Source organism: Leifsonia sp. TF02-11 (assembly GCF_017565305.1).
Taxonomy (GTDB): Bacteria; Actinomycetota; Actinomycetes; order Actinomycetales; family Microbacteriaceae; genus Leifsonia.
Genome location: NZ_JAGEKP010000025.1, coordinates 1 through 23,315 on the forward strand (window position 1 = coordinate 1; position 23,315 = coordinate 23,315).

The 23,315-nt window shown below is 68.0% G+C and carries 31 protein-coding genes; 20 read left to right on the forward strand and 11 right to left on the reverse strand.

What is annotated here, in order from left to right:
- Positions 1-25: 25 nt before the first annotated feature.
- The 7 genes from JNB50_RS22465 to JNB50_RS25885 are packed head-to-tail and all read right to left on the reverse strand — an operon-like array spanning position 26 to position 7,203.
- The gene (locus JNB50_RS22465) at positions 26-706 is read right to left on the reverse strand and encodes a hypothetical protein (RefSeq protein WP_208042381.1); all 681 of its coding nucleotides are present in this window, start codon (positions 704-706) and stop codon (positions 26-28) included.
- Positions 703-2,277, reverse strand: a complete 1,575-nt coding sequence (locus JNB50_RS22470; protein ID WP_021762744.1) for an ATP/GTP-binding protein — start codon at positions 2,275-2,277, stop codon at positions 703-705. Before JNB50_RS22470 ends, JNB50_RS22465 begins: the two co-directional genes overlap by 4 nt.
- Positions 2,277-3,785 (reverse strand): SCO6880 family protein, encoded by a 1,509-nt coding sequence (locus JNB50_RS22475; protein ID WP_374113197.1) that lies wholly within the window; start codon positions 3,783-3,785, stop codon positions 2,277-2,279. The genes JNB50_RS22470 and JNB50_RS22475 overlap by 1 nt, the downstream gene beginning before the upstream one ends.
- The gene (locus tag JNB50_RS22480) at positions 3,775-5,409 is read right to left on the reverse strand and encodes a hypothetical protein (protein ID WP_185279202.1); all 1,635 of its coding nucleotides are present in this window, start codon (positions 5,407-5,409) and stop codon (positions 3,775-3,777) included. The genes JNB50_RS22475 and JNB50_RS22480 overlap by 11 nt, the downstream gene beginning before the upstream one ends.
- 3 nt (positions 5,410-5,412) lie before the next feature.
- The gene (locus tag JNB50_RS22485; RefSeq protein WP_021756267.1) at positions 5,413-6,159 is read right to left on the reverse strand and encodes a hypothetical protein; all 747 of its coding nucleotides are present in this window, start codon (positions 6,157-6,159) and stop codon (positions 5,413-5,415) included.
- 7 nt (positions 6,160-6,166) lie between these two features.
- Positions 6,167-6,475 carry a hypothetical protein gene (locus JNB50_RS22490; RefSeq protein WP_021756266.1) on the reverse strand — a complete coding sequence of 103 codons (309 nt, stop codon included), beginning with the start codon at positions 6,473-6,475 and terminating at the stop codon, positions 6,167-6,169.
- A complete protein-coding gene (locus JNB50_RS25885) occupies positions 6,472-7,203 on the reverse strand; it encodes a DUF6668 family protein (RefSeq protein ID WP_307794843.1) in 732 nt (243 codons plus the stop codon). Before JNB50_RS25885 ends, JNB50_RS22490 begins: the two co-directional genes overlap by 4 nt.
- 42 nt (positions 7,204-7,245) lie before the next feature.
- On the opposite strand from JNB50_RS25885, the gene JNB50_RS22500 reads away from it, so the two are divergent.
- From JNB50_RS22500 to JNB50_RS22580, 17 genes are all read left to right on the forward strand, one after another.
- A complete protein-coding gene (locus tag JNB50_RS22500) occupies positions 7,246-7,521 on the forward strand; it encodes a helix-turn-helix domain-containing protein (protein ID WP_021756264.1) in 276 nt (91 codons plus the stop codon).
- A complete protein-coding gene (locus JNB50_RS22505; RefSeq protein ID WP_021756263.1) occupies positions 7,521-8,075 on the forward strand; it encodes a hypothetical protein in 555 nt (184 codons plus the stop codon). The genes JNB50_RS22500 and JNB50_RS22505 overlap by 1 nt, the downstream gene beginning before the upstream one ends.
- A gap of 2 nt (positions 8,076-8,077) precedes the next feature.
- Entirely contained in the window at positions 8,078-9,136 is a 1,059-nt protein-coding gene (locus JNB50_RS22510; protein ID WP_021756262.1) for a M23 family metallopeptidase, read from the forward strand.
- A gap of 20 nt (positions 9,137-9,156) precedes the next feature.
- Positions 9,157-10,488 (forward strand): AAA family ATPase, encoded by a 1,332-nt coding sequence (locus JNB50_RS22515; protein ID WP_021756261.1) that lies wholly within the window; start codon positions 9,157-9,159, stop codon positions 10,486-10,488.
- Complete coding sequence (locus JNB50_RS22520) at positions 10,485-11,399, forward strand: FHA domain-containing protein (protein WP_021756260.1); 915 nt, start codon at positions 10,485-10,487, stop codon at positions 11,397-11,399. Before JNB50_RS22515 ends, JNB50_RS22520 begins: the two co-directional genes overlap by 4 nt.
- 59 nt (positions 11,400-11,458) lie before the next feature.
- Positions 11,459-11,692, forward strand: coding sequence for a hypothetical protein (locus JNB50_RS22525; RefSeq protein WP_183428951.1), 234 nt, complete (start codon positions 11,459-11,461; stop codon positions 11,690-11,692).
- 235 nt (positions 11,693-11,927) lie between these two features.
- A complete protein-coding gene (locus JNB50_RS22530; RefSeq protein ID WP_021756259.1) occupies positions 11,928-13,826 on the forward strand; it encodes a hypothetical protein in 1,899 nt (632 codons plus the stop codon).
- A 366-nt stretch (positions 13,827-14,192) separates the two neighbouring features.
- The gene (locus JNB50_RS22535; protein WP_021756258.1) at positions 14,193-15,077 is read left to right on the forward strand and encodes an ArdC-like ssDNA-binding domain-containing protein; all 885 of its coding nucleotides are present in this window, start codon (positions 14,193-14,195) and stop codon (positions 15,075-15,077) included.
- A 29-nt stretch (positions 15,078-15,106) separates the two neighbouring features.
- Positions 15,107-15,724: a DUF6349 family protein gene (locus JNB50_RS22540; protein ID WP_021756257.1), complete on the forward strand. Its 618-nt coding sequence runs from the start codon at positions 15,107-15,109 to the stop codon at positions 15,722-15,724.
- 25 nt (positions 15,725-15,749) lie between these two features.
- Complete coding sequence (locus tag JNB50_RS22545; RefSeq protein WP_021756256.1) at positions 15,750-15,959, forward strand: hypothetical protein; 210 nt, start codon at positions 15,750-15,752, stop codon at positions 15,957-15,959.
- 319 nt (positions 15,960-16,278) lie between these two features.
- Positions 16,279-16,560 carry a hypothetical protein gene (locus tag JNB50_RS22550; protein ID WP_021756255.1) on the forward strand — a complete coding sequence of 94 codons (282 nt, stop codon included), beginning with the start codon at positions 16,279-16,281 and terminating at the stop codon, positions 16,558-16,560.
- A gap of 155 nt (positions 16,561-16,715) precedes the next feature.
- On the forward strand, positions 16,716-16,952 hold the full coding sequence (locus tag JNB50_RS22555) for a hypothetical protein (protein ID WP_021756254.1): 237 nt from the start codon (positions 16,716-16,718) through the stop codon (positions 16,950-16,952).
- Positions 16,953-17,017: 65 nt separating this feature from the next.
- A complete protein-coding gene (locus tag JNB50_RS22560) occupies positions 17,018-17,404 on the forward strand; it encodes a single-stranded DNA-binding protein (RefSeq protein ID WP_021756253.1) in 387 nt (128 codons plus the stop codon).
- 119 nt (positions 17,405-17,523) lie between these two features.
- Complete coding sequence (locus JNB50_RS22565; protein ID WP_039920825.1) at positions 17,524-18,321, forward strand: ParA family protein; 798 nt, start codon at positions 17,524-17,526, stop codon at positions 18,319-18,321.
- Entirely contained in the window at positions 18,318-18,743 is a 426-nt protein-coding gene (locus JNB50_RS22570; RefSeq protein ID WP_021756251.1) for a hypothetical protein, read from the forward strand. Before JNB50_RS22565 ends, JNB50_RS22570 begins: the two co-directional genes overlap by 4 nt.
- Positions 18,744-18,778: 35 nt before the next feature.
- Positions 18,779-19,537, forward strand: coding sequence for a hypothetical protein (locus JNB50_RS22575; protein ID WP_021756250.1), 759 nt, complete (start codon positions 18,779-18,781; stop codon positions 19,535-19,537).
- On the forward strand, positions 19,534-20,058 hold the full coding sequence (locus JNB50_RS22580) for a hypothetical protein (RefSeq protein WP_021756249.1): 525 nt from the start codon (positions 19,534-19,536) through the stop codon (positions 20,056-20,058). The genes JNB50_RS22575 and JNB50_RS22580 overlap by 4 nt, the downstream gene beginning before the upstream one ends.
- A gap of 10 nt (positions 20,059-20,068) precedes the next feature.
- Here the strand turns inward: JNB50_RS22580 and JNB50_RS22585 are convergent, their stop codons facing one another.
- A complete protein-coding gene (locus JNB50_RS22585) occupies positions 20,069-20,395 on the reverse strand; it encodes a hypothetical protein (protein WP_147295977.1) in 327 nt (108 codons plus the stop codon).
- A 44-nt stretch (positions 20,396-20,439) separates the two neighbouring features.
- Between JNB50_RS22585 and JNB50_RS22590 the strand changes: the two genes are divergently transcribed.
- Positions 20,440-20,778, forward strand: coding sequence for a hypothetical protein (locus tag JNB50_RS22590; RefSeq protein ID WP_208042382.1), 339 nt, complete (start codon positions 20,440-20,442; stop codon positions 20,776-20,778).
- A gap of 3 nt (positions 20,779-20,781) precedes the next feature.
- Here the strand turns inward: JNB50_RS22590 and JNB50_RS22595 are convergent, their stop codons facing one another.
- From JNB50_RS22595 to JNB50_RS22605, 3 genes are read right to left on the reverse strand one after another with little or no spacing between them, the layout of a single operon-like run.
- Positions 20,782-21,054 (reverse strand): hypothetical protein, encoded by a 273-nt coding sequence (locus tag JNB50_RS22595; RefSeq protein ID WP_039920823.1) that lies wholly within the window; start codon positions 21,052-21,054, stop codon positions 20,782-20,784.
- Positions 21,055-21,109: 55 nt separating this feature from the next.
- Positions 21,110-21,406 carry a hypothetical protein gene (locus JNB50_RS22600; RefSeq protein ID WP_039920821.1) on the reverse strand — a complete coding sequence of 99 codons (297 nt, stop codon included), beginning with the start codon at positions 21,404-21,406 and terminating at the stop codon, positions 21,110-21,112.
- A gap of 35 nt (positions 21,407-21,441) precedes the next feature.
- Complete coding sequence (locus JNB50_RS22605) at positions 21,442-21,837, reverse strand: hypothetical protein (RefSeq protein ID WP_021756244.1); 396 nt, start codon at positions 21,835-21,837, stop codon at positions 21,442-21,444.
- A 244-nt stretch (positions 21,838-22,081) separates the two neighbouring features.
- On the opposite strand from JNB50_RS22605, the gene JNB50_RS25290 reads away from it, so the two are divergent.
- Positions 22,082-22,438, forward strand: a complete 357-nt coding sequence (locus JNB50_RS25290) for a peptidase inhibitor family I36 protein (protein WP_021756243.1) — start codon at positions 22,082-22,084, stop codon at positions 22,436-22,438.
- Positions 22,438-23,274 carry a hypothetical protein gene (locus tag JNB50_RS22615; protein ID WP_147295978.1) on the forward strand — a complete coding sequence of 279 codons (837 nt, stop codon included), beginning with the start codon at positions 22,438-22,440 and terminating at the stop codon, positions 23,272-23,274. Before JNB50_RS25290 ends, JNB50_RS22615 begins: the two co-directional genes overlap by 1 nt.
- Positions 23,275-23,315: the final 41 nt, after the last annotated feature.

Consider the following 23,315-nt stretch of genomic DNA (forward strand, 5'->3'; position numbering starts at 1 on the left):
TCGTGCTTCCCCGCTCCAAACGTTCTCAGTCCGCTCGACTCCGCCGAGCGATGAGACCCAGCTCCTCTAGCCTTTTCATGCCCGTGGCTCTCCCTCGGACAAAAGGTCCAGCGCAGTCCGCACCGGCAACGACTATCAGCCGTACCGTGTGGGCCGAATCACGACGACATCGGTGGGCCAACTCAACTTGACAAAGCCAGCGCGGCCCCCAGATGTCAATGTGCATGTCCTCCCAGGAGCCGTAGAGCGGCTGCCCTGACGCGACAGTGCGCCCGATGGGAACACCGGGCGCGTCGGGCACGCCGAGGCGCTGAGCCTTCTCCAGAGCGCTCTTGCGGCTGAGGTCCGCGACGTCGCGGCCGCGGCCCAGGTACGCGGCCGATCGGTCGACGCGGGTCCGCCCCTTCCGGTAGCGGGCGATCGCCACAATGATCAGCACGGCGAGGACGAGCACGATCGCCGCGACCACGGCGATGATCCACGTGCCCGACGCCGGCCACGGCACCTTGCCCATGAGGACCTCGAACGTCAGCGTGAAGGGGTCACTACTGAGAGTGATCCCCGTGTGGTCGAGCTGGTGGCCGAGCCGAACCGCGAGGTTCACCCCGACCACACCGACCATGACGATCACGATGCCGGCGGCGAGCAGAATCGACTCCGCCGACAGGCCGCCCGGGTCGCGGCGGCGGTTGTTCGGCGTGCTCACGACACCGCCTCCTCCGGCTCGACGGCGTGCAGGCGCCGGCCGACACGGGATTGCGCGTGCCACCGCTTGTTCGTGTCGTTGGTCGAGCGCTCCGTCTCGGTCAGCTTGACCGTGATCGGGATGCCGGGGCGGCCACCCACCTTGATCAAGAACTTGCCGCGGCCGGGAGGCTCCGTTTCCTTGCCGGTCGTGGCGTCCCACGACGGCGGCGCAGACCAGCCGGTGAGGAGACTCTGCTCCGCCAGCGAGAACGGCACGGCGGTGGTCAGCAGCGGCATCTCCGAGTGCGGAAGGCCGCCGACCACGACCATGCCGGCACGCTCGACGAACCCGCGCGCCTTCATCCGGTCCTCCTCCGTGGGGAGAGCGTCGAGGTCGCGCATCGTGTGGGTGATCATCGCCTGCCCGACACCGAACTGGCGGTTCAGACGGGTGAGCGAGTCGACCCGATCCACCATGCCGCTACCGGAGCGGAGCGCCTGCCACAGCTCGTCCATGATCACGAAGTAGTGGCGCTGCGGCTCTAGGCCGGCCTCAGCTAGAGCGTTCGCCACGTTCACCGTGGCGAACCCGTTCGACCAGCAGGCAAGCAGGGTCGCGGCGCGCAGGTCGACGTCGGTCTCTTTTAGCCCGGAAATGTCGTAGACCACCGGACGGTCACGGCGCATCGGATTCGTGGTCGGCCGAGAGAACGTCTCCCCGAGGCGGCCGCCGCGGGCGAGGCTGATCAGCGATGCTTCCAGCCCGCGGGTCGTGCGCTGGTACTCGGCAAAGTCGCCACGGTCGACGGCGACCTCGCGCAGCTCGGCCGGGCCTTCCTGGACAATCGCTAGCAGGTCGGCGAGCACCGGCACCTGGTCGACGAAGCGACGATCCAGGATGCGGAGCGCCTGGTCGACGATCGACTCCTCGACGTCGGACGGCGGCTGCTTGCGCAGGATCGTCAGCAGGGCAGAGACGATCGTGAGGCGTCGGCCGTGGGCATCCGCCTCAACCTCCTCCGCCTCCTTCTCATACCCGGCCTCACGCAGCCGCAGCGCGGCTTCTGTCGACTCGCCAGGGTCTAGAACGTTCAGGTGCCCGCGGCCGCGGCCCAGGCGGATCACCTGTCCGCCGAGGGCCTCGATCAGGTCAACATAGTCCGGCTTCAAGTCTCCGAGGATGAACGGGATGGAGCCGAAGCCGGCCAAGCCGGCGGCCATCCGTCGAACCGTCGTCGACTTCCCCAGGCCCGGCAAGCCGAGCACGAACACGCTCGGGTTGCTGATCAGCTTCGCGCGCTGGAACCACGAAATCGGGTCCGCGCAGACCGTCGCACCCGTGTAGAGGTGCCGCCCCAGCGGCACGCCCACGAGCGGTGCGCCCGTACCCACCGAGAACGGCCACAGCCCGCACACCTGAACGGTGGTGCCGCGGTACTCGACGGGTGCCTGCACGTATCCGGCAGTACCGCGGCCGCGACCGATCCAGCCGCGCCCACTGGGGCGCAGCGGGCGCGGCTCGGTCGTCGTCTGCGCCTTCTGAGCGGGGCTCTTGGTGCTCTTGCGCTTCTTGTTCGTCGCCATCGTCATCACACCCGCTCCCGGAGCGTGGAGGGAACCTGAACGTGCTTGGTCGGGATCAGCCCCAACGGCAGCGCCATCGCGAAAGCCGAGTCCTGCGACCCGTACACACGGCGCACGCGCAGGCGCGCGCCGGCCGACAGGTTGTCGATCGCGGCGGCCGCCTCCGGCTCCCTGGCCGGGTCGAGCACCGTCGCGGTGACCAAGATGGCGAAGTTCACCAGTCCGGCGCCGGATGCCTCCTCCTGCGCGGTCGCGGCCGCGGCGCGCACCGCGAGGGTGTCACGCGCCTGCGGCTTTCGCGTCGCGCTGGCACGGAACTGCGCGGCCGTCAGGTCGGACTCCACGAGTCCGGCCGCACGGGCCGGATCGATCGGCTTGTAGAGGATCGTCACCCGCTTGCGAGCGATATCCCGATGCGGGGCCAGCAGCCGGGCGAGAACACCCGACTGCACCGTTCCCCGCGGAGCCTGAGTCATCGCCCAGGTGACCGACGTCGCAGAATCGTGGCGGTAGTCCGACCACGACGCCTGATGCGCGGTCGGCCCGACGTCCGGCCACGACAGCTCGGGCGTCTCACCTTGGGCGTGCGCTTCGTCGATGAGCTGTGCGGCCGCCGGGTCGTAGGCGATCCGGATCGTCTCGCACAACTCCTGCGCCGCGAGGGGGCGAGCGGCACCCGCCCCGGTGGCCTGCAAGTTGCCGGTCAGGCCAGGCAGGCGTGCCGCGAGCTCGCGCGCCATCTCGTCCGGCTTGCGAGGCTGTGCACCCTTCCGCGGGATCGCGTTGAAGGTCAGGGTCACGAACGCCTTCACCGTCGACGAGCCGGCGGGGTAGGTGTCGATGACTTCCCGCAGCATCGCCTGGGCGAACTCGGGAGCGTCCGGGTCGAGATTCAGCTCGACCTCGCGGCGCAGGCGGGTGCCGGACTCCGGGGCCGTCTCGATTACGACCGAAGCGCCCTCGATACCCGGCTCGTCGGCCAGGTGGGACAGCCAGTGACCCCAGTCGGCAACCCAGGTGTCGACCTGCAACGGATCGACCAGCGACGCGCCGTCAGGCTCGGTCCCGATCACCACGGCGTAGGTCTTGCTGACGGGCGTGTAGACGAGCGCGAACGGACGCCCGTAGGAGTCCGTGTGCTCGCTGAGCCGCGTCGCTGCCGCAACGCCGGGAAGCTGGTAGGTGCCCCACTCGGTGCGGCCCAGAGGGCCGGACCGGTAGAGGTGCGTCCCGCGCGAACGGGCGGAGGCCCATCCGATCCGGTTGGAGGCGCGGGAGAGGACGCTGCGCCCATCGGCGTTCTTGAGCACCAGGAGGAGCAGCAGACCGCCCGCGATCGCCGCGGTGATCAGCGCTGCCAGGATGCCGGCAGACATGAGCGCGATCAGGATCGCGAACAGGGCCACGAACAGCAGGCCCGTACCCACCGTGCCCAGACCCAGCAGGCCCGGCGACGTCGGACGCCGCCAGTTGCCGTAGGTCCGAGGGCCTTCCTGAGTTGAATCAACGGCCACCACTGGGGCCTCCCTCCGTAGATTGTTCGCCAACGCTCTGAACGGCCTGTGCGGCCTTCTTCGCGCCGTCAGCGACCACGCCGGCCGCTGCCCCCACGCCCATTCCGATCGGCCCGGCAGCCGCACCCGCGGCCGCACCACCCGCCGCGCCACCCGCAGCAGCACCGCCTCCAGCGGCCGCGCCACCGGCCGCAGCTCCGCCACCGGCCGCAGCTCCACCACCGGAGCCCGTGGCCGCACCAGTCGACTTCGCTGCACCCGTGGACGCACCACCGCCGCCGCCGGGCTGAGACGTAGGCGCACCGCCGCCGCCGCGGCTGCCCGAGGGCGATCCGGTCGAGCCGGTCGAACTCGTGCTCCCAGTGCCCCCATCGGAGCCGCTGCTACCGCTACCCGTCCCGAGACGTCCCAGCGCCGCAGCTCCGGTCGGAAGCGCGGCCATAGCGGCCACGCCCATCGCGCCACCCGCGCCACCAGCCATCGAGCCGACCAGCGGAGTGACGAACCTCATCAGTGCCGGCATCGCGAACAGCGCGATCACCATCAGCATGAGGCCCGTGAGCACGGCCAGCAGGCCCGTCCCGTCGTCCTTGAACACGTTCGTGCCGACGAGCTGGAACGCGGCCGCGTACACCAATGCCGCCGCCGGCTTGTAGAGGATGAACGCCAGCAGCCAGCCGACGTTCTTGCGGAACCACGCCTTGCCGGTTTCGAGATTCGTGAACGACGCCGACAGCGGCAGGATGCCCGTCAGGATAACGAGCATGCCCCCGCGGGCGACCATGAGCACGATCTGAAACGCCGTCGCGAGGATCGCGATCAGCCCCAAGATGATGATCAGCAGCGAGCCCAGGCCGCCCGCGGCCGGGTTCGTCGTCAGCGCCAGCAGGTTCAGCACGTTCGTGCCGAAGCACGTGGACCCGGTCGCGGCCACATCGCAGTCCAGCGACTTGTTGATGATCCACACCGAGAACGAGTCGGACGCCGCGACGAGGAGGCCGACGACGGTCACGCCGGCACCCGCGACGATGATCAGCGTCACGAGGCTTTTCAGCGTCTCCCGTCCCGGTTCGGCGCGCTGTTCCCACGCCATCCGGGCACCGCCGATGATCACCGACAGCACGGCCAGCGCGCCCATGTACCACCAGAGCCCCGCCTGCAGAAACGCGACCGCGCCTCCGGCGCCGCTTGGCCCCGAGGCGATGATCGTCGAGACGAGCGAACTCGCCCCGCTGATCAGGACCACCGCGCCCAAGATGATGCCGGCGCGGCCGACCGCCGCAATCCCCTGCCCCGATCGCAAGCGAGAAGCCACGATCATCCCGAGGATGATCATGGCGATACCGCAGATGGCCAAGGACACCCACGTCACATAGCTGAGCACCGTCGTGATGCCCTCCGAATTCGGAGCCGACGACCCCGCGGCGATCGACGAGCTGCCACCCGATCCCGTCAGGTTCGGAGTGCCGATGTTCACCCACACCGTTCCCAGCGAGGCCACCGCCTTACCGAAAGCCTCCTGGACCGCCTTCGCCATGTTGTCGATCGCATTACCGACCGCGCTGTTCACCCAGTCCTGCACGACGCAGCCGGTGCCGAGGAATCCGCAGTCTTGTCCAGCCATTGGTCATCCCACCGCCCAGGCCGTGTACCCGGCAAGATTCGGAAGCTGATCAACCTGCGCCGGGTTCTGCGCGGACGAGTCGAGCTTCCAGTCGCCGCCAGACCAAATGAGCTTCGCGACGAACGACCCAGTGACGATCTGGCCGGAAGTCGTGGCCTGGAAGGCGACGTCGACCTGCGCGTGCTCGCCGTCGTACGACAGCACGCGGAATCCCGCGATCGACGCTCGAATGCCGGATGGGTTCGCTGCATTGAGCCCGGAGCTGAGCAGGCTGTCCCTGTTCTGGCCGGGGGCCAGTACGTACGGGAGCCACGTGCTTCGGAGCGACTGATCGAACGACATAATCGCGAAGTTTGCTGAGGCAAACAACGCTCCTTCGGGGGTGTGCTGGAAGCAGTATCGGTATCCGGACGCGGCCGTGGCACCGGGGCCGGCGGTCTGCGACGTCGGGTAGGCGAGCACATCTTGGTACTTCCATGACGTCTCGGGAGCCGCGCTGACGGTACCGGAAAGCTGGACCCCACGGAGGCCGCAAACGCTCGAGTCGCCCGACACGGGGCCGGGCGACGAGATGACGCTGGGAGACGTGCTCGTACTGGACGTGGGAGCCGCGTTAGGGCTCCCCTTGCCCACGTTGACGGCCACGAGGATGATCCCGCACACGACGATCAGCGCGACGACGATTGCGGCGGCGATGAAGCCCGGACGTGTGAACGGGCTCTGGCTCTCGTTCTGGTTCTCGTCGCTCACGACTACCTCACCCTCCTGCGATGGTGCCGATCCACGCGGCACCCGCACCGATCACGATCGCGCCGGCCATCGGCCAGAGAATCTTCGGGAGGGCGTCGTGGCCCTCGCCGCGGCGGAAGCTGACCGCGATCAGGATGCCGCCAACGATGATCGAGCCGCCGACCACCGCGTACCCGATCCACTTCAACCACGCCATGATCGTGGTGATGCCGCCCGTGCCGGGCGGCTGCTGCGGGTTCGGGTTCGGAATGTCGACCGCCGGGACATGCGCCAGGAAGTCGTTCGCCGCGGTCAGGATGGTGTGCAGCGTGCTCATCGCTGTTCCTTTCGGTAGGTGGTGCCCGTTGCACCGGGTGTGACCAGCGCGCTCAGCTCATCGACGAGTCGATGAACCTCCCGCGGAGCATCCGCAAGAGCCGGCGGCTCCCCCAGACGCCACGATTCGACCCACGGCACGTTCCACGTGCGCGGGACACCGCCGCCGACCACCTGGGCCAGGTCGCGCAGCGGGCGCGGCAGCCGGCCGGGGGCATCAGCGACGAGAACGAGGCCGAGCAGTTCCACGTGCGGAACGAGGCCGGCCGCCCATTGCGTTGCGGCCGCCTGGGCGGCACGCAGCCCATAAGCGTGGGAGCGGGCGACGAGAACGACACGCGCCGGCATCCCCGCTGGGGGACGCGGCCAACCGTGATCGGCAGCAAGCCAGTCAGGCACGAGCGCGGCCAAGCTCGACTCACCAGAACCACCGTGCGCTCCGAGCCACCACAGGGGCGCTGTCTGCGGGCGATCGTACGTCGGCAGCTGGTCGACGCGATCCGGGGCCGGAACCCCACGCTGAGGCCCGACCGGGCCTGTGGGCGGCGCAACAGACGGTGCGCTGGTCGTTGGAGATGCCGGCTCAGGGTCAGTGGGTCGGGATATCCATGGATTAATGCCGTCGCTCACCGTTCCCCCCTCGATAATTGTGTTCGACGTCGCTAACGCGACAAGAATACTCGATCGTTCTACTGGGAGCAACAGCATGCTACAGGGATACACACGCATAAACAGCGTGCAACAGAGCCACTTTTCGTTTACACTGTCTGCATGCGCTTGCGGCTTCCGGTGTTCCCCGTGACGTCAGGGCTTGATGCGCTGTTCAAGGGGCGCAAGGAGACACTGACCGTCCCAGAGGTTGCAGAGATGCTGGGCCTCACGAAGCCCGGCGTCTACAAGTGGCTCAAAGACGGAGTGATCCCCGGCTACAAGCTCGGAGCTACATGGTTCATCCTGCGGGATGAACTAAAGGAAGCTCTAGAGCAGGGGGCGAACTCACGGCGGACACAGCCGCCAGCGCGGGGTGAGGAGCACGAGGAGGGGTAATGGGGGGAAAGCGCACGCTCGGTCTAGCCGGCGTCGTCTTGGTCACGGTTGCGCTGGCCGGATGCGCCGGTAACAGCGAACAGCGACCGACCGAGAGCCCTTCCCCCACACCCTCCGGTGTCTCCATCCCGGACCTGAACACGTTCACACCGGCTCCCCCCGGCACCCAGCTCGACGACGAGTCCGGCGGCGGAACCGTCAACCCGAACCCGGCACCCGCCTGGGACGCCACGCAGCGCAGTAGCGCCGTTGCCGCGGCCGAGAAGGCGCTCACGGCGTTCGCGCGCCCGGACCTCAGTTCCACTGAGTGGTGGGCGGCCCTGTCGCCGCTCCTGACGCCGCAGGCGCAGCAGGACTACCAGTCCGTCGACCCCGCCAACATCCCGGCGCACAAGCTCACCGGCAACGGGACCATCGTCGACGACAGCAGCACCTACGCCGTCTCGGTGGACGTTCCCACCGACGCCGGCACCTACACGATCATCCTCACGCGACGCGACGGCGCGTCGCCCTGGCTCGCCAGCCGATTCACCCCTCCGGCAGGGACACACTGACGATGGATCGCAAGTCTGGGGGGCTCGTAGCGATCATCACCGTGCCCGTGCTGATCCTCGCCACGGTGTTCGGGATGCTGCTACTCACGTCGTCGGCGTCCGCGAGCTGCAACCCCACCGGGAACAGTGCTGCCGCGGTCACCATCGACCCCAAGACGGTGCCCGCCACCACGATCAGCGGCTACGGGCACGACCAGCTCGTGAACGCCGCGTACGTGATCCAGGCCGGCAAGGATCTCAACCTCAGCTCCCGCGACCAGACCATCGGCGTCATGACGGCGATGGGCGAATCCGGTCTGCGTGTGCTCAACTACGGCGACGCTGTAGGGCCGGACAGCCGCGGCCTGTTCCAGCAGCGCGCGAACGGGGCATGGGGGTCGCTCAGCGACCGCATGGACCCCTACATCAGCGCAACGAACTTCTTCAAGAAGCTGGCCACGATCACCGACCGCGACTCCCTCGCGCCCACGATCGCCGCGCACAAGGTCCAGGTCAACGCGGACCCGTACTACTACGCCAAGTACTGGGACGCCGCCGTGGCCGTCGTCGAAGGGCTCACCGGAGCCAAGCTCGGCCTGAGCACCGGCACCGGCAACCAGGTCTGCTCCGGGGTCGGCACCGGCACCGGTACCGTCAGCGCTCAGGGCTGGGCGCTTCCGGCCGCCGGCCCCATCAGCGATCCCTTCGGGATGCGCGTGAACCCGATCAGCGGCGTGTACAAGCTCCACGCCGGCGTCGATATCGCCGGTGGCTGTGACTCCCCCATCTACGCCGCCCAGACCGGCACCGTCATCGCCACCGGCTTCGGCGTCGGCTACGGCTCCAACGGCACGATCGTGATCGACCACGGCGGCGGCGTGCAGACGGTCTACCTGCACATGTACGCCTCCGGCATCCTCGTCCAGGACGGCCAGAAGGTCACCGCAGGGCAGCAGATCGCCCGTATCGGCTCCTCTGGTGACTCCACCGGCTGTCACCTCCACTTTCAAGTGATGATCAACGGCTCCCCCACCGATCCCGTGGCCTTCATGAAGACCGTGGGAATCACCATCGGCGGATGAGCGGAAGGAGAAACACCCACATGAGCACGACAACGGAAGCAGCCGCCTGGCCCCGCGCCACCGCGACCCTCAACGAGGACGGCACCGCCCAGGTATCCATCGGTGGCACCGTCACGGAGGTTGCCGCAGGCGACGTCGACGAGGCGCGCGCTCAGGTCGTCGCGATCGTCGCGGCCCGCGCCGAACAGCTAGGCCGGCCGCTGCACGTCCTCACCCGTGACCCCGCCGGGGAATGGCCGCTGATCATCCACCCGGACCAGACCGTGACCGAGGACGACAGCCGCGAAGCACGACCGCAGGCCCCTGAGCCCGCTGCGGAACCTGCCCCCCAGCAGGCGGAGGCCGACGAGACCGGCGCGGCGTCGGCCGGCCCCGGCTCATGGGTCACCGCCACGGCCGCCGCGGCGCCGAGGGCAGACCTTCCGACACGTCGAGCCATGCGCCAGTCGTTCCTGGTGCGGGAACAGATCGAGGAGCCGGCCACCACCGGGTGGCGCGGCCTGGCAACGCGCGCCGGCATCCGCATGAGCCCCAGCGAGGAGGAGCGCGCAGAGCGCGCCGACGTGCTCGCCGTCTCCCAGCACTGGCCCGGCCCGCGCACGATCGCGATCGTCAACGGCAAGGGCGGCGCTGGCAAGACCCCCAGCACGGTCCTCCTCTCAGGCGTGTTCGCCCGCTACGGCGGCGCAGGCGTGCTCGCCTGGGACAACAACCAGACCCGCGGCACGCTCGGCTGGCGGACCGAGCAGGGGCCGCACGAGTCGACGTTGCTCGAGTTGTTGCCCCAGGTCGATCGGCTCCTGAGCACCAGCGCCCAGTCCGCCGACCTCGCCCACTACGTGCACCACCAGACCCGCGACCGTTTCGACGTTCTCCGGTCCAAGCCGATGGCGCTCGCCCAAGAGCAGCGCATCGAGCCCGAGGACGTCGACGCCATCCACGCCGTCGCCAGCAAGTACTACCGGCTGATCTTCATCGACTCCGGCAACGACGAGTCCGATCCGATGTGGCGGCGGATGATCGATCACGCCGACCAGCTCGTGGTGGCCACCACCACCCGCGACGACCACGCCGAGGCCGGCGCGCTTCTCCTGGAAGCGCTGGCCGACCGCGACGAGCGATCCGCTCGGCTGGCCGACAACGCCGTGGTGATCGTCACGCAGGCCGACCCCAAGGCCACCCCGGCCGACATGCAGCGCGTCGCCGCCGGCTACCGCGACATCACTCGCGAAGCCGTCACGATCCCCTTCGACCAGGCAATGGTCGACGGCGTGCTGCACTACGGCGCTCTGCGACCCTCGACGCAACGGGCGTGGCTGGCCGCCGCGGCCGCCGTCGCCCGCGGGCTATGAGCGCCACACAGGCCCTCCGCGCATCAGAAGCCGTCGCGGACTGGCCCAAAGTCGTCGCCAGCATCCACGGCCCCAGCGACCAGCTCACAGATGCTCCACCGACGTACATCGGCAGCATCACGATCAACGGCACTGAGCGGCCCTGCGAAGCCACCAGCGTCGAGGAGCTGCGAACCGGCATGATCGCCCGATGCGTAGCGATCGCCATCCGCTTGCACCGGCCGGTGCGCCTCACCGTCAAGGACAGCAGCCAGACATGGACGCTCGGGGTTCGGCCCGAGGGCATCGTGCAGCTCCTCGATGCCGCCGGCACGATCCCGCCGGCAGACGGGCTCACCGTCCACGAGGGACGCTGCCGCATCTGCCGGCGACTCCAACCCGTCACCGAGGCCGTGTGCGTCCAGTGCAAGACGCCCGAGCCTCACCGCGTGGAAGCCGACCCCATCGACGTCAAGGCCGTCGTCCCCGACGCCGCGACCACCGTCGAGGAGCTGCCCTTCGTGCGCGCCGTGGTGGTCCCCGTCGAGGAGCTGGACCACACGGTCATGGCCAAGCCCACTCCCCCGGCCAACACGCGGCCGCGCCTGCGCCTGCGCTTCACCACCCAGGAGTCGGTCGACACCAGCGAGAGCGTCGTGCTCGGCCGCCATCCCATCGCCGTAGGCGATCGCAAGCCGATCGCCGTCGAGAGCCCCGAGCGGATGCTCTCACGCACCCACGCCCTCATCGACGTCGACGACGAGGGCCGCATCGTCGTCACCGACTACCACAGCGGCAACGGCATCGAGACGCAGACCGACCCACCCCGCCGGTTCGAGCCAGGCGTGCCCTACACGATCGAACCCGGCACCAGCCTGCGCATGGGCGACGTCGTATGCACGATCGAGGTCACGCCATCGGAGGCGAAGTGATGCAACACGCCCGCGTGGCCTACCAGAATCAGTTTCTTAACGCCCCTAGGCTCACGAACATGACAGCGCAGCGATACCGTGGCGGCCGCCACAGCAAAGGCGACCGTCAGGCCCTCATCTCGCGTGTAGCTAACCCTCTCGGAGAGGCCGTCCGCGAAGAAGCGGAGGCCCGAGGAATGAGCGTCAACGATTACATCGCGTCCTTGCTCGCGCGCGAAGTCGGCATGCCCGAATACGCGCCCGCGCTCCCCCCACGTCACGAATACGAGGAGCTGCCCATCACAGCGGCTTAACGAGCAAGCCCCCGCCTCTTGCGAGACGGGGGCCGAAGCTAAGTGCCTGATCTGGACTGTTTGGCGACGGAAACAGATCAAGCGATGTGAGGAACCGGTTTGGCGACCGGGGCCTGTTTGTGTCAACCACTACGTGAAAGACGGTGCCATCATAACCCTCGCGACGGATTATGCATATTCCGGCGCTCCTGGCGCGTCGTGGATACTCACCGCGGCCATCAGCCCTCGGCCGAGCGTGCGCGTCGCTGTCGTCGACGCCTACGGCGACGTTCAGAACCGCTACCCCTCGCACCGCCGCGTCGACGGCAAGGAGCCCACGCGCCCGTGGGCGATGTACCTGGCCGACGCCAGCGGACGCTTCCGCTTCCTTGGCTTCGACCTCGACGCCAAGACGCCCGGTGCCGCGGCCGCGGCAGCTCGTGACGCTGACGTGATCGCCGGCCTCCTCACGGACGCCGGCATTCAGCACGTAGTCTGCGAGTCCGGCCCCTCACACGGCCGCCACGTCTGGGCCGCTCTCTCCGAGAGCGTCGACGCAGGCACGATCGCCACCCTCGCGCACTTCCTGCGCAACGTGTGCCCAACACTCGACATCGTTCCCCTGACGAACCCGCAGACCGGTTGCCTGCGCCCGCCAGGTGCCCCGCACCGCCACGGCGGCCGCTCGACGGTGCTGCGCGGCGACCTCGGGATGCTCACCACCCCCACGACCACGGCCGCGCAGGTGCGTGGCCTGGTCGAGGCCCTGGCCAAGCTCAGTAACGGCGCTGAGCCCGCAGGGCGTATCGACCCCAAGCGCCCGATCCCCGTCGACGAGCACGGCCGCCTGTACCTCCCCGGCCCGCGCCGCGAGCTCACCGCACGCAGCGCCGCCGCACTGCGCGAGGACGCTGCCTCTGGCGACGCCTCCGCAGTACTCTGGCGCATCCTCGTCGGCGCCGCGGCCGCCAGATGGCGTCACGCCGACGTCGCTGCGCTCGTCGACGACGCACCGGGCCTAGAGCACGTCCGGTCCTACCGCGATCGCCTACAGCGCCGCCCTCGCGGCCGCGGCGGAGCCGCACACGTCCTCCGCCGGCAATGGGACAAGGCCGTACGGTTCGTGGCCACCACAGACCGGCAGGTCGGAGACGACCCCACCTTCGACGCCCGCGCCGACGCGATCGCCGCCCACGTCCGCCACGTCCAGGCGCGAGCGGACGCATCTGCCGGCCGCTGGGCCCACCGAGGAGGCCCAGCCGACCGCCGCGTGCTCGACGTCCTGTGCATGCTCGCCCTGAAAGCCCTCAGCGCCTCTCTAGAGGCCGATACCCGCCGCCTCGCCCTGTTTGCCGGGATCGGCCGGGAGACGGCCAGGACGGCGCTCCTACGGCTCGCCGCGGACGGGTGGGTCGCCCAGACCCGCGCTGCCGATGGTCCACATGGTGCGCACTGGACCATCGACCCTCAATCGGTTATCCCCAGCTCTGCATCTACAAGTCGGTCACAAGCGGACCCGCGCCCCGCAGGGGCAGGGTCCGCAGAACGATCCACCCTCCTGGCTACCCTGACCCAGAGAACCCGGGACGCTGCCCACGACCTCTTCACGCTGGGACCGGGGCTCGGCTTCCACGCGGGGAACATGTACGCCCGCACCACAACGGATCCTCAACCCGTCGACGCGCTCGCTCGTTCCGCAGGATGCACCGTCAACCAGGTGCGGCCGGCCCTCGATCGGCTCACCCGTGCCGGCGTCCTCGTCCTCACCCGCCACGGATGGCGACGGCGATCGGTGGATTACCGTCGAGCCGCCGCCGTGCAGCTCGACGTCGACGGCCGACTGCAGGCGCGCGCAGCCCGCTACACGGTCGAGCGCGAGCTGTGGGCGTGGTGGCAGGCCGAGGAGACGTGGATGCGCGCCCCACGCCGCACCCACCCGAGCCGCCGACCCGGACCCGGCCAGCTCGCACTCCTCCCCGACTTGGGAACAAACGCCTATGGCGCACACCCGCGGGACGCTAACGGTCGAGCCGACTTCCGGATGGCACGTGCACTGCTGAGCGGCGCGGCTACGGCATCGACGGCGAGCAAAGGCCGCCGAGCGATCGCGCCCGATCCTGTCGACACGATGCTGGGAGACGAGCGGATCGCCTGAGCGAGTCGGCCGCCGGCCGACACGAGGGCCGGCGCCCTCGCACTCCCCGCGACCCTGCGGGCCGTGAACGACGGCCGCACGCGGCCGGCTGCTTCTCGCGCCTGCGGCGCTCGTTTTCTCGCCGTGAAGCCTGCGGCATTCTACGGGCCTCGTCGTCCGCGCAAGCGGCTGCGCCGCCGGCTCCTCCGAGACTTTTCGGCCGCGTCGCTGCGCTCCTCACATCGGCCGAAAACTCTCTCCCCCACCGCCCTGCGGGTTGCACTCCCTCCTCTGCCCTGAATGGCACTTCGTGCCTTCACGGCAAGAAAACGTGGAGGGGGTCTGAGTGGCCCTAATAGTACTAATACCGTCACCGGAGGTAGCGAGATGGCCCGCAAGATCACCAGCACCAAGAGCGCCGAGGAGCGTCGTGCCGAGGCCGAGGAGCTGCAAGCGACGATCGCGACACAGGTCGAGGCGCTGCGCGAATCCGAGGCATGGGCGGCCTTCCTGAACTTCGCCCAGTCGTTCCACCGCTACAGCCTGGGAAACCTGCTGCTGATCTTCGCCCAGCGGCCCGAGGCGACCCACGTCGCCGGATACAGGACCTGGCAGAAGCTCAACCGCCAAGTGCGCAAGGGCGAGCGCGGTATCCGCATCTTTGGCGGCCGCGAGATTCGCGAGACGGTCGAGAACGAACGAACCGGCGAGGAAGAAGAACAGCGCCGCGTGCGGTTCTTCCCCGTCTCCGTGTTCGACATGGGACAGACCGACCTCATCGACGAGGAAGCCGGCGACCCGGCCGACATCGCGCGACCGCTCACCGGAGACGACGCCCGCGGCATCTTCGAGGCCACCGCCGACTACCTCACCGGCACCGGCTGGACCGTCGAGTGCGAGCCCATCGCGGGAGCTGCCAACGGCTACACCGACCCCGAGGCCCGACGCATCGTCATCGACGCGAACCTGTTTCCCGCCCAGGCAGCCAAGACGGCCCTGCACGAGGCCGCGCACGCGATCCTGCACGCTGAGGAGGATCAGGCCGAGTACATCGAGCACCGCGGCGTGAAGGAAACCGAAGCCGAGAGCGTCGCCTACGTCGTCGCCGGCATTCTCGGACTGGACACCAGCGCCTACAGCGTCGGCTACGTCGCCGGGTGGAGCAACTGCGACTCCGACACCATCAAGGCCACCGCGGCCAACGTCCTGCGCGCCGCGCACACCCTCGCGGACGCGCTCACCGAGCCCGCGGCCGAGCTCGCCACCGCCTGACCCTAATAGTACTGTTGGAGGTAACTGCAATGACCGGTGAGCCCACCCTGTTCGACCTGGCCGAATTCGAGCGCGAGGCGGTCGCCGCCACCCCCTGGGATGGCGCGCCCCTCAGCTACACGGCGGACTACTACGAACCCGCCGCCCTGGTCGCCGCGTTCGAGCGCTATTGCGCCGAGCACGGGCACTTCGGCTGCATCCCCCGCAGCCACATGTGGCACCGCGCCTACTACTTGGACGGCCCGACCGTCACCGAGGGTCACGAGCTGCACATGTTCACCGCGGACGCCTGGTGCCGTGAGGTTGACCACGACCACAGCGCCGCCCCGCTGCCCGGCGGCGGCCGGTATCAGGCCAACTGCCCGCGCTGCGCCTGGCACGTCATCACCGACAACGAGAGCGCCGCCGTCGAGGCGTGGCACGACCACGCCCTCCCCGGATGGCGCGAGCTGCCGATCCTCCCCCGCAAGCTCGCCCGGTTCGAGAACAAGCAGCGGATCGCGGCCGTCGCCGCATGGGTCACCGCCACCTATCCGGCCGCCTGGCAGCGGCCCGGCGTCCCGATCCTCACCGAGCGCGGCGAGCACGGACGCCGCCACGTCCCCGGCCGCTCTCCGCTCGGCGGCTACGACCTCGCCGCCGACTAACCCCAACACCACTATTGGAGGACTCATGACCACCGAGACGCACACCACACCCGCATGCATGTTTTGTCACCGGTCGAGCGTCGTCGAGCTCACGGCCGCGGAAGCCGCCGCGCTGCGCGCGGGCGCGCTGATTCAGGACGCCGCCCCCGCGAGGCCGGCCGCGGAACGCGAGCTGATCCGAACCGGCATTCATCCGCAATGCTGGACCGACAATTTCGGCCCCGGCTTCGACTGAACACCGTCCAGAGCGGTCGGCGCCGGACGGAGCCGGCGCCGACAACGGACGGCCGGACGGAGCCGGCCGACTGTACGGCCTTCGGCCCCTGTCTTTTGCCGGGAAGCCTGCGGCATTCTACGGTCGGCGGCCTCCGCGCAAGCTCCCTGCGGGAGCCAGCTCCGCCGAGATTTTCCGCACGCGGTCGCAAGCTCCCTTATTTCGCGCGGAAATTCTCTCCCCCGCCGCCCTGCGGGTTGCACTCCAACCGCTCTCCCTGAACGGCACTACGTGCCTTCCCGGCAAAACAACATGAGGGAGAGGGAGAGGGAGAGAAGCGATGAGCACACTCATTACCAACACCAGCGACGTCACTCGATTCGCGGCGGTGTTCTCCGCCGGAGACATGGCAGGCGACCTGGGGCCGACCCTGAGCTGCGGCGAGGTCGAGGCCCTGGCGGGGATGCTTCGAGCGATCGGGGAGCCAGCCAGCGCGGACATGTGGATCGAGGCGCACGCCGCGGGCGACGACGAAGGCGATGCCCACTACCGCTCCCCTGCGGCCGAGTACGTGGTGCCCATCGACCCGATGGAAGCCCTGCAATGTGACAGCTGCCAGTGACTTGACCCCCAACGCCGGTAATAGTACTATTAGAGGTGAACGAAGGGCCATAAGTAGCCCAGTCGACATCCACCGGCACGAACCAGCAGGAACATAAAACAGCCCCAACGACCCTAACAGTACTATTACCGTTAGATCACTCCATAGGAGAAGCCATGTCCAAGATCATCGTCACTCGACTCGCAGACCTGCGGATCGGGGACCGCATCCTCAGCCACGGCGGCCGCATCTACCGCACGCCGCTGCGCGTCACCGACGAGCTGGGGCCGATCGAGTTCGGCTCGCCCGTGCGCGGCGTCCGCGTCGAGAACCCCAACCCGGTCAGCGGCATCGAGTGGGTGCTGTACCCGCCCCAGATGGACGGCCGAGAGATGGAGGTCGAGCGCTACTAGGTCATTGCAACTCTATAAACCCCAACAGTACTGTTAGAGGCACCATCATTCTGGGAGGAATCGAAATGAGCTACATCACTCGCACTGGAAACCTGGCCGAGACGCCCACGCTCCGGGAGGGGGAGCACGGCCCGTACACCTACGCCCGCGTCATCGTCAGCGACCGCATCCGTCAGTCGGATGGCTCCTACAGCGACGGTCCGGCCACGGCCTACGACGTCGCCGTGAGCGGCAACCAGGCGCAGAACCTCGTGGACGCGGCCGAGGCAGGCGGAAACATCCGCGTTACCTTCTCCGGCGGCTACCGCATCACCGAGTACAAGGGCGAGCAGGGAACCCGGCTTCAGCACGAGGTCCGCGCCGACGAAATCGGTGTGAGCCTGCGCGGACAGAGCGTCACCGTCCAGCGCGCGACGGCCGCCGCCGACACCAACGACGACACCCCGTTCTGAGTCGAAGCAGGGCCGGGGAGCTGCCCGACAGCTCCCCGGCCCTGTCACGCCACGCGCACACAACGCAGCAGCATGACGTGACGGTAACAGTACTATTAGACCCATTGGAGGTAACCAACGTGACCGCTCGAATCTTCGCCCTCTGCAACCAGAAGGGCGGCGTCGGCAAGTCCACGACCACGTTTCACCTGGCGCGCGCCGCGGTGCGTGCAGGCCGGCGCGTGCTCGCCGTCGACAACGACCCACAAGGCAACCTGACGACGATCGCCGCGGCCGAGGATGTAGGGGAGGACCAGGCCGGCCTTGCCGACGCGCTCAGCTCGCGCGCACCTGAGACCATCCGCGACGTCATCGTTCCCGGCGTCTGGCCCGGCCTCGACGTCGTGCCCACCAGTGGCGTCACGCTCGGCTACGTGCGCGACGAACTCGTGATCGCCGGAGCCGGCCGAGAAGGCCGCCTGCGCGAGGCCCTGGCCAGCGTCGTCGACGACTACGACCTGATCCTGATCGACTGCGCACCCAGCCTCGACCAGCTCACCATCAACGGCCTGACGGCCGCCGATGCCGTTGTGGTTGTCACCGAATCCAAGCTGTTCAGCGCCAACGGGCTCGGCCAGCTCCTCGACACGATCGAGAACGTCAGGGCCTACTACAACCCCGGACTGAGCGTCGCGGGCGTCATCGTCAACAAGCACGAGGAAAAGACCGTCAGCGGCCGCACATGGCTGGACGAGCTGGGACAAGCCATCACGGCCCGAGGGCTGCGGATGCTCTCACCCGTCGTCCCCAAGCGCGTCGTCATCTCCGACGCGGCCGAGGCCGCACGCGGCCTCGACGAGTGGGGCGGCTCCGAAGCGACAGAACTCGGAGCCATCTACGCCGACCACCTGACTGCGATCGAAGGAGCCGCATCATGAACCGACCAGCACCACGCAAATCCAGCCTCGCCGGATCGAGCCCCATCACGCCGCCACCCGCGGCCGCGCCGACTGCCGTCGACGCCACCCGGTGGACGCAAGAACAGCACGAGGACGCCGACCAGGTAGAGCAGACCCGCCAGCTCCAGGCTGCCGAGCGCGCCGCGACGAAGCCCGCGCCACGCGAGCCGAAGTCACGGGCGAAGGTGTCGTTCTACCAAGACCCCGCCGACACCGACCGCGTGCGCGGCGCGATCCTCTACACGATGACCACTGAGGGCAGCCGCAACCTCTCGCAGTTCATCCACAAGGCCGTCATGGCCGAGGTCGAGCGCCTGGAAGCCAAGTACAACAACGGGCAGCCGTTCCCGCCCGTGGGAGCCCGTGAGCTGCCCCAGGGGGCCGCTGCGGCCAACCTGTAGACCGTCCTCGAGTATCGATCCGGAAGGACCACACGATGACCACCACACTGCAGGCGGTCGAGCCTGCCGAGCCCAACCCGGTAGCCGACGCGATCGCCGCACTCACCGCGGCGGCGCGTCAGACGCGCGTGCGCGGCGCCGGCACCGAGCAGGCCACCGTCGAGCCCGTCGATTTCGGAGAAATCGCCACCTACGTCCTCACGGCCGTTGCCGCCAACCTGGGCGGCGTTGAGGAGCTGTTGGCCGGCCGGCCCGGATCATGGGAAGCCGACTACGTGCGCCAGATCGTCCACAGCACCGCCGGCGACGACGACGCCGAGCTGCTGCGCTACCGCACCGAGCCGGTGCGGCTGCCGTTCGACGCGGAGGATGTGTTCTACGACTTCGGTCTGGGCGACCTGTACGACGACGAACGCGACGCGGCCGCAGAAGCCACGTTCACCGAGGGGATGACCGAGGAGCGGGCCGCGGCCGCGCAGCAGCTCGTCGAGGACGTCGAAGCGCTGTTCGCGCGCGACCTGGCCGCGTACGCCGAGGCGTACCTCACGGCAGCCCGCCAATACCTCACCGAACAAGGGATCACGTGCGGCGTCGAGCTGGTCACCACTCCGGTGGGTGAGATCCCAACCTGGGACGCACTCAGCGACCAGGTGCACGAGTACGCCCGCGCGAATGCGCCGCTGCCGATGACGGGGGAGGCCCCCGACTACAGCGACGGCACGCCGGCCGACGCCCTGCGCCGTGCCGGCCTCACGTACACCGGTCGCGCACGGACGAACGGCGGCACCGCATGACGAACTCCCGACTGGCAGAGGCCGCCCTTTCCAAGTACCGCTCTGAGCTGGCCGAGATTGAGGCCAAGCGCGCACAGGAAGCGGCCGAGCAAGAAGAACTCCGCTCCGAATGGTTGGCGCAGGAGACGAGCAAGCTCGCCCCGACGTACACCCGGCTCTTCCTGGCCAAGATGGGCTTGCCGGCGGACTCCGGATTCGCGGCCGATCTGCTCTGGTACATGCCTCCCACCGCGACTTCCGCGGGCACGTTCGAACGGCGCGGCGACGGCACAGTGGTCATGACAGGAGGAATTTCTGGTGAAGACGTCCTCCACGCCGACATCGATGCCATCACGATCCGCGCCGCGGTCAACAACCGTTCAGAGGATGAGAACCCTCTCGAAGTCACGCTCGTCGACGACTCCGGCCTTGGCAACCCGGAGGCCATCCCCTCCCTGTTCGCGCTCGGCCGGCTGATCACCGAAGCCCGGGAGCGGCTGGAACAACAGGCTACGGAGCGGTCGGCTGGCGACCGAGCCTGACAAGGGACTCCTATCGCCGCGGGGGAATCGGCGGCCGGTCCCAACCATCCTCGATCGCGCCCCGCCACACCCATGCCGTACGCACGATGCCGTTGACCGACGTCCAACGGACCTGAACGGCGCGATCCGTCCAGGCGATCGCCTCGCACTCTGGGCGGATCACCGTCTCCGGGAAACGCACCCACGCCCGCACCGGCCGCGGCTCCGCCGGCCGGTGAATCGGGTGGTGCTCGACGTCGAGCTCCGCATCGGTCAGACTCACCGGCTGGGCTCGGATCAGAATCTCCTCCACGCCGCGGCCGATCCCCATTTCGGGATATCGGCGGTTCGTGCTCATGCCCCCATTAGACCAGAGATTCGAAAGTATGTTCGAATGGATTCGTGCGAACGATTCGGGTGGGGGAGAGCGACTGGCTGGTGCTCGACGACGCGATCCAACCGCGCTTCTTAATCCACCACGGGCCGGCCGTGAACAAGATCACCCGCGAAACGCTGATGATGTACCGCGTCGACCATTGGGTCCTGAAACGTGCTGACCGGTGGCCATTGGGCTACTACGAAAGCCTCGCTGAGGCACAGGCCGCCGCCGAAGGCGAGCTAGGCACGCCGAAGTTCCTCGTCCCCATCACCGACCCGCACGGGCAGATCGTGACCCCGGAGGAACAGCGCGAGCGATGGAAGGCTGGCCTCGACCCACGCAGCGGGACGCCGAGGCCGTGAAGCTCAGCCGGCCTGGCGACCGTCTGGATCGAAGGTCGTACCCCCGTCGTTGAGTAGCCGACTCACGTCCGCGTTGAGCGCCATTACCTGTTCCGGATCGTCCACGATCGCATCCACCATGAGTTCGAGATAGGCGTACGCCTCCGGCGGAGCCGTCGACGTCCCATTTCGCGCGAAGGCGCGCACCAGCTCGCGTATCTCGTTGAGCTGCCACTGCTGCCTGGCGATCAGCAACGCATCCCGAAGGTGAGGGTTCGCTTCTGGTTCATCGCTCATGCCATCGACACTCTCATACCCAGAGCTGACGAGCCCTCCCGCATTACCGGGCGGCCTACTTCCGGGACGCGACCGGTTCCATGCGGCCGACATGGTAGCCGGCCACCCAGGCGGGTGCGTCCTGGTCGCTCAGCTCTGCCGGAGCGACCACCGGTGCACCCTGCCGGGCAGCTCGTCGCCCAGCGTGGAACGGTCGAAACGCATGCAGCCCTCCATCTGGGCGCCGACGCTCAGCGCGATCGCTCAGGACCATCCACACAACGACACCGATGCCGGCGACGATCACCACGCCGACGATGAACAGCACGGCGTTGTCCACGATGTTGGCCGCCCACTGCGGCAGGGTGGGCATGGGCCACGGGTCCGGGACCGCTGTGTACCCCCGCATCAGCGGTGACCCCACGCGGCGCGGATGCCGTCGCGCACATCGTCTGCGGCTCCCAGGGGCGCTAACGTCGCGTGCGACACCAAGGTGTCACCGTCCCGTTCAAAACGCTTGGCGATGCGTCCCACCTCGCTCTTGCTGAGCCCGGTGCTCGCGGCGACGTCGCGGACGCTGTGGCCGTCGACGAGGAGGGCGAACACCGCTTGCTCCTCCACCTGGTCGAGCACGTGGGATGCGATGGACGCCTGCCGGCGCGCGCGGTCGATTGCGCCTTTACCGTGCTCGCCACGGCCTACTGCGAACGCGGACTGAAAAGGCCCGCGGGCGATCCGCTCCTCAGTGGTGAGCGAGTCATGCCATCTGAGCCAATCGAGGTATCCGCCGTCTTGCTGTCCCATGCTTGGGACACTACACCATCGTCCCGACATTGGGACAGGGGGCAGGTTCAGAAACGATCGTTAGCGCAAGCGACCCGGCGGGCCATAGCGGTGCCCGACGACCAGGCTGGTGCCGCCCGAGATGGCACCAGCTTTGATGTTCTCGGATGCTCGTGGAGCTCTCGCGCTTGGTACTTGCGTCCCCTAGACAGGGCGTTCTAGACTCCGGCTCAGCTTCACGTTCACTGAGGATTGGGGAGATATCGTGAAAAAGCGTTCAATCATTGGGGTTGCAGGTGCTGCAGCTCTTGTCGCTGCTTCTGTCATTGGATTCAGCGCACCGGCACAGGCATCCATCACTCAGTGCGGCAGTAACCGCGCGTGCGCCTGGACTGACTCCAGCTATGCCGGAGCCTTCGGATCGTGGACCAGCAGCCAGTCGTCGCTTGCGGGGTTCCACGACGTCATCTCCTCCGTCGCCAACAACCGAACTGCCTATATCGGCTGGTTCAGCGACCCCGGTTACTCGGGTTCATTGTTCCAGCAGCCCGGAGGAGCCGCGGGCTTCTTCAATTGGCCTGACTGGCGTAACGACTCGTTCGACTCCCTCTACTTCTACTGATGGCGGGTGGGCGGCTGACAGCGACGACTTCAGCAGCAGCGCTCATCTTCGTCGTTGCATTGACCGGGTGTTCGTCCGGGCCGTCGCAAGCGCACGCCAACGTGCGCGCGCAGCTCAATCCGGCGACGGCACAGATTCTGTTGCCGCTTGAGTCATATGCGATGAGTTGGGGTGAGGTTCAGACGGTCAACCATGCGAACTCGATTGCGATCGAAAAGTGCATGGCCAACAAGGGGCTGACTTTCCCCCGCGCGTCTCAGGATTGGTCGGCGCTCGCGCCTCTACCGGATCGTCGGTATGGGTTATGGGCGCCGGCCGACGCTGAGGCCAATGGGTACGAGCTACCCGAGTCGAGTCAGTCGAAAGATGTTCAAGCCCAGGAGGATGCGCTCGGTCCCGATTGGTGGCAGGACTATCGGGCGTGCTTCAAATCAACCAAGCAGCTACCCGTGATGGGGGTAAACACGTCGCCGGATCAGTCGGTGGTAGATCGCGGGATGAATGAATCGTTCGAGGCTCTTCTTGCCAGCGACGAGTTTAAGTCGGTCCGGGAGAAGTGGCTCAGCTGCATACAGGACGGGGGCCTGGCGGCCAACAAGGATGCCCGGGTTCTGGTGCCTCAATTCCCTTCCGCTGGAGAAGAGCAGCTCGAGGTCGCTGCAATCGACGTACGGTGCAAAGAATCACTCAATTCCGTCCAGACGCTGGCGGACTGGGAAGCGACCAAGCAGGCAGGGTACATCGATGATCACGAGGGCGAATTGACGGCCTACCGCGACAAGGTCAAGAAGGTGGTCGCCCAAGCACAGAAATTGGTCACGACCGTTGGCGGGTGAGCCGCGGCGGCTGCGTCGTTTGGATCATCCCTTCCGCGCAC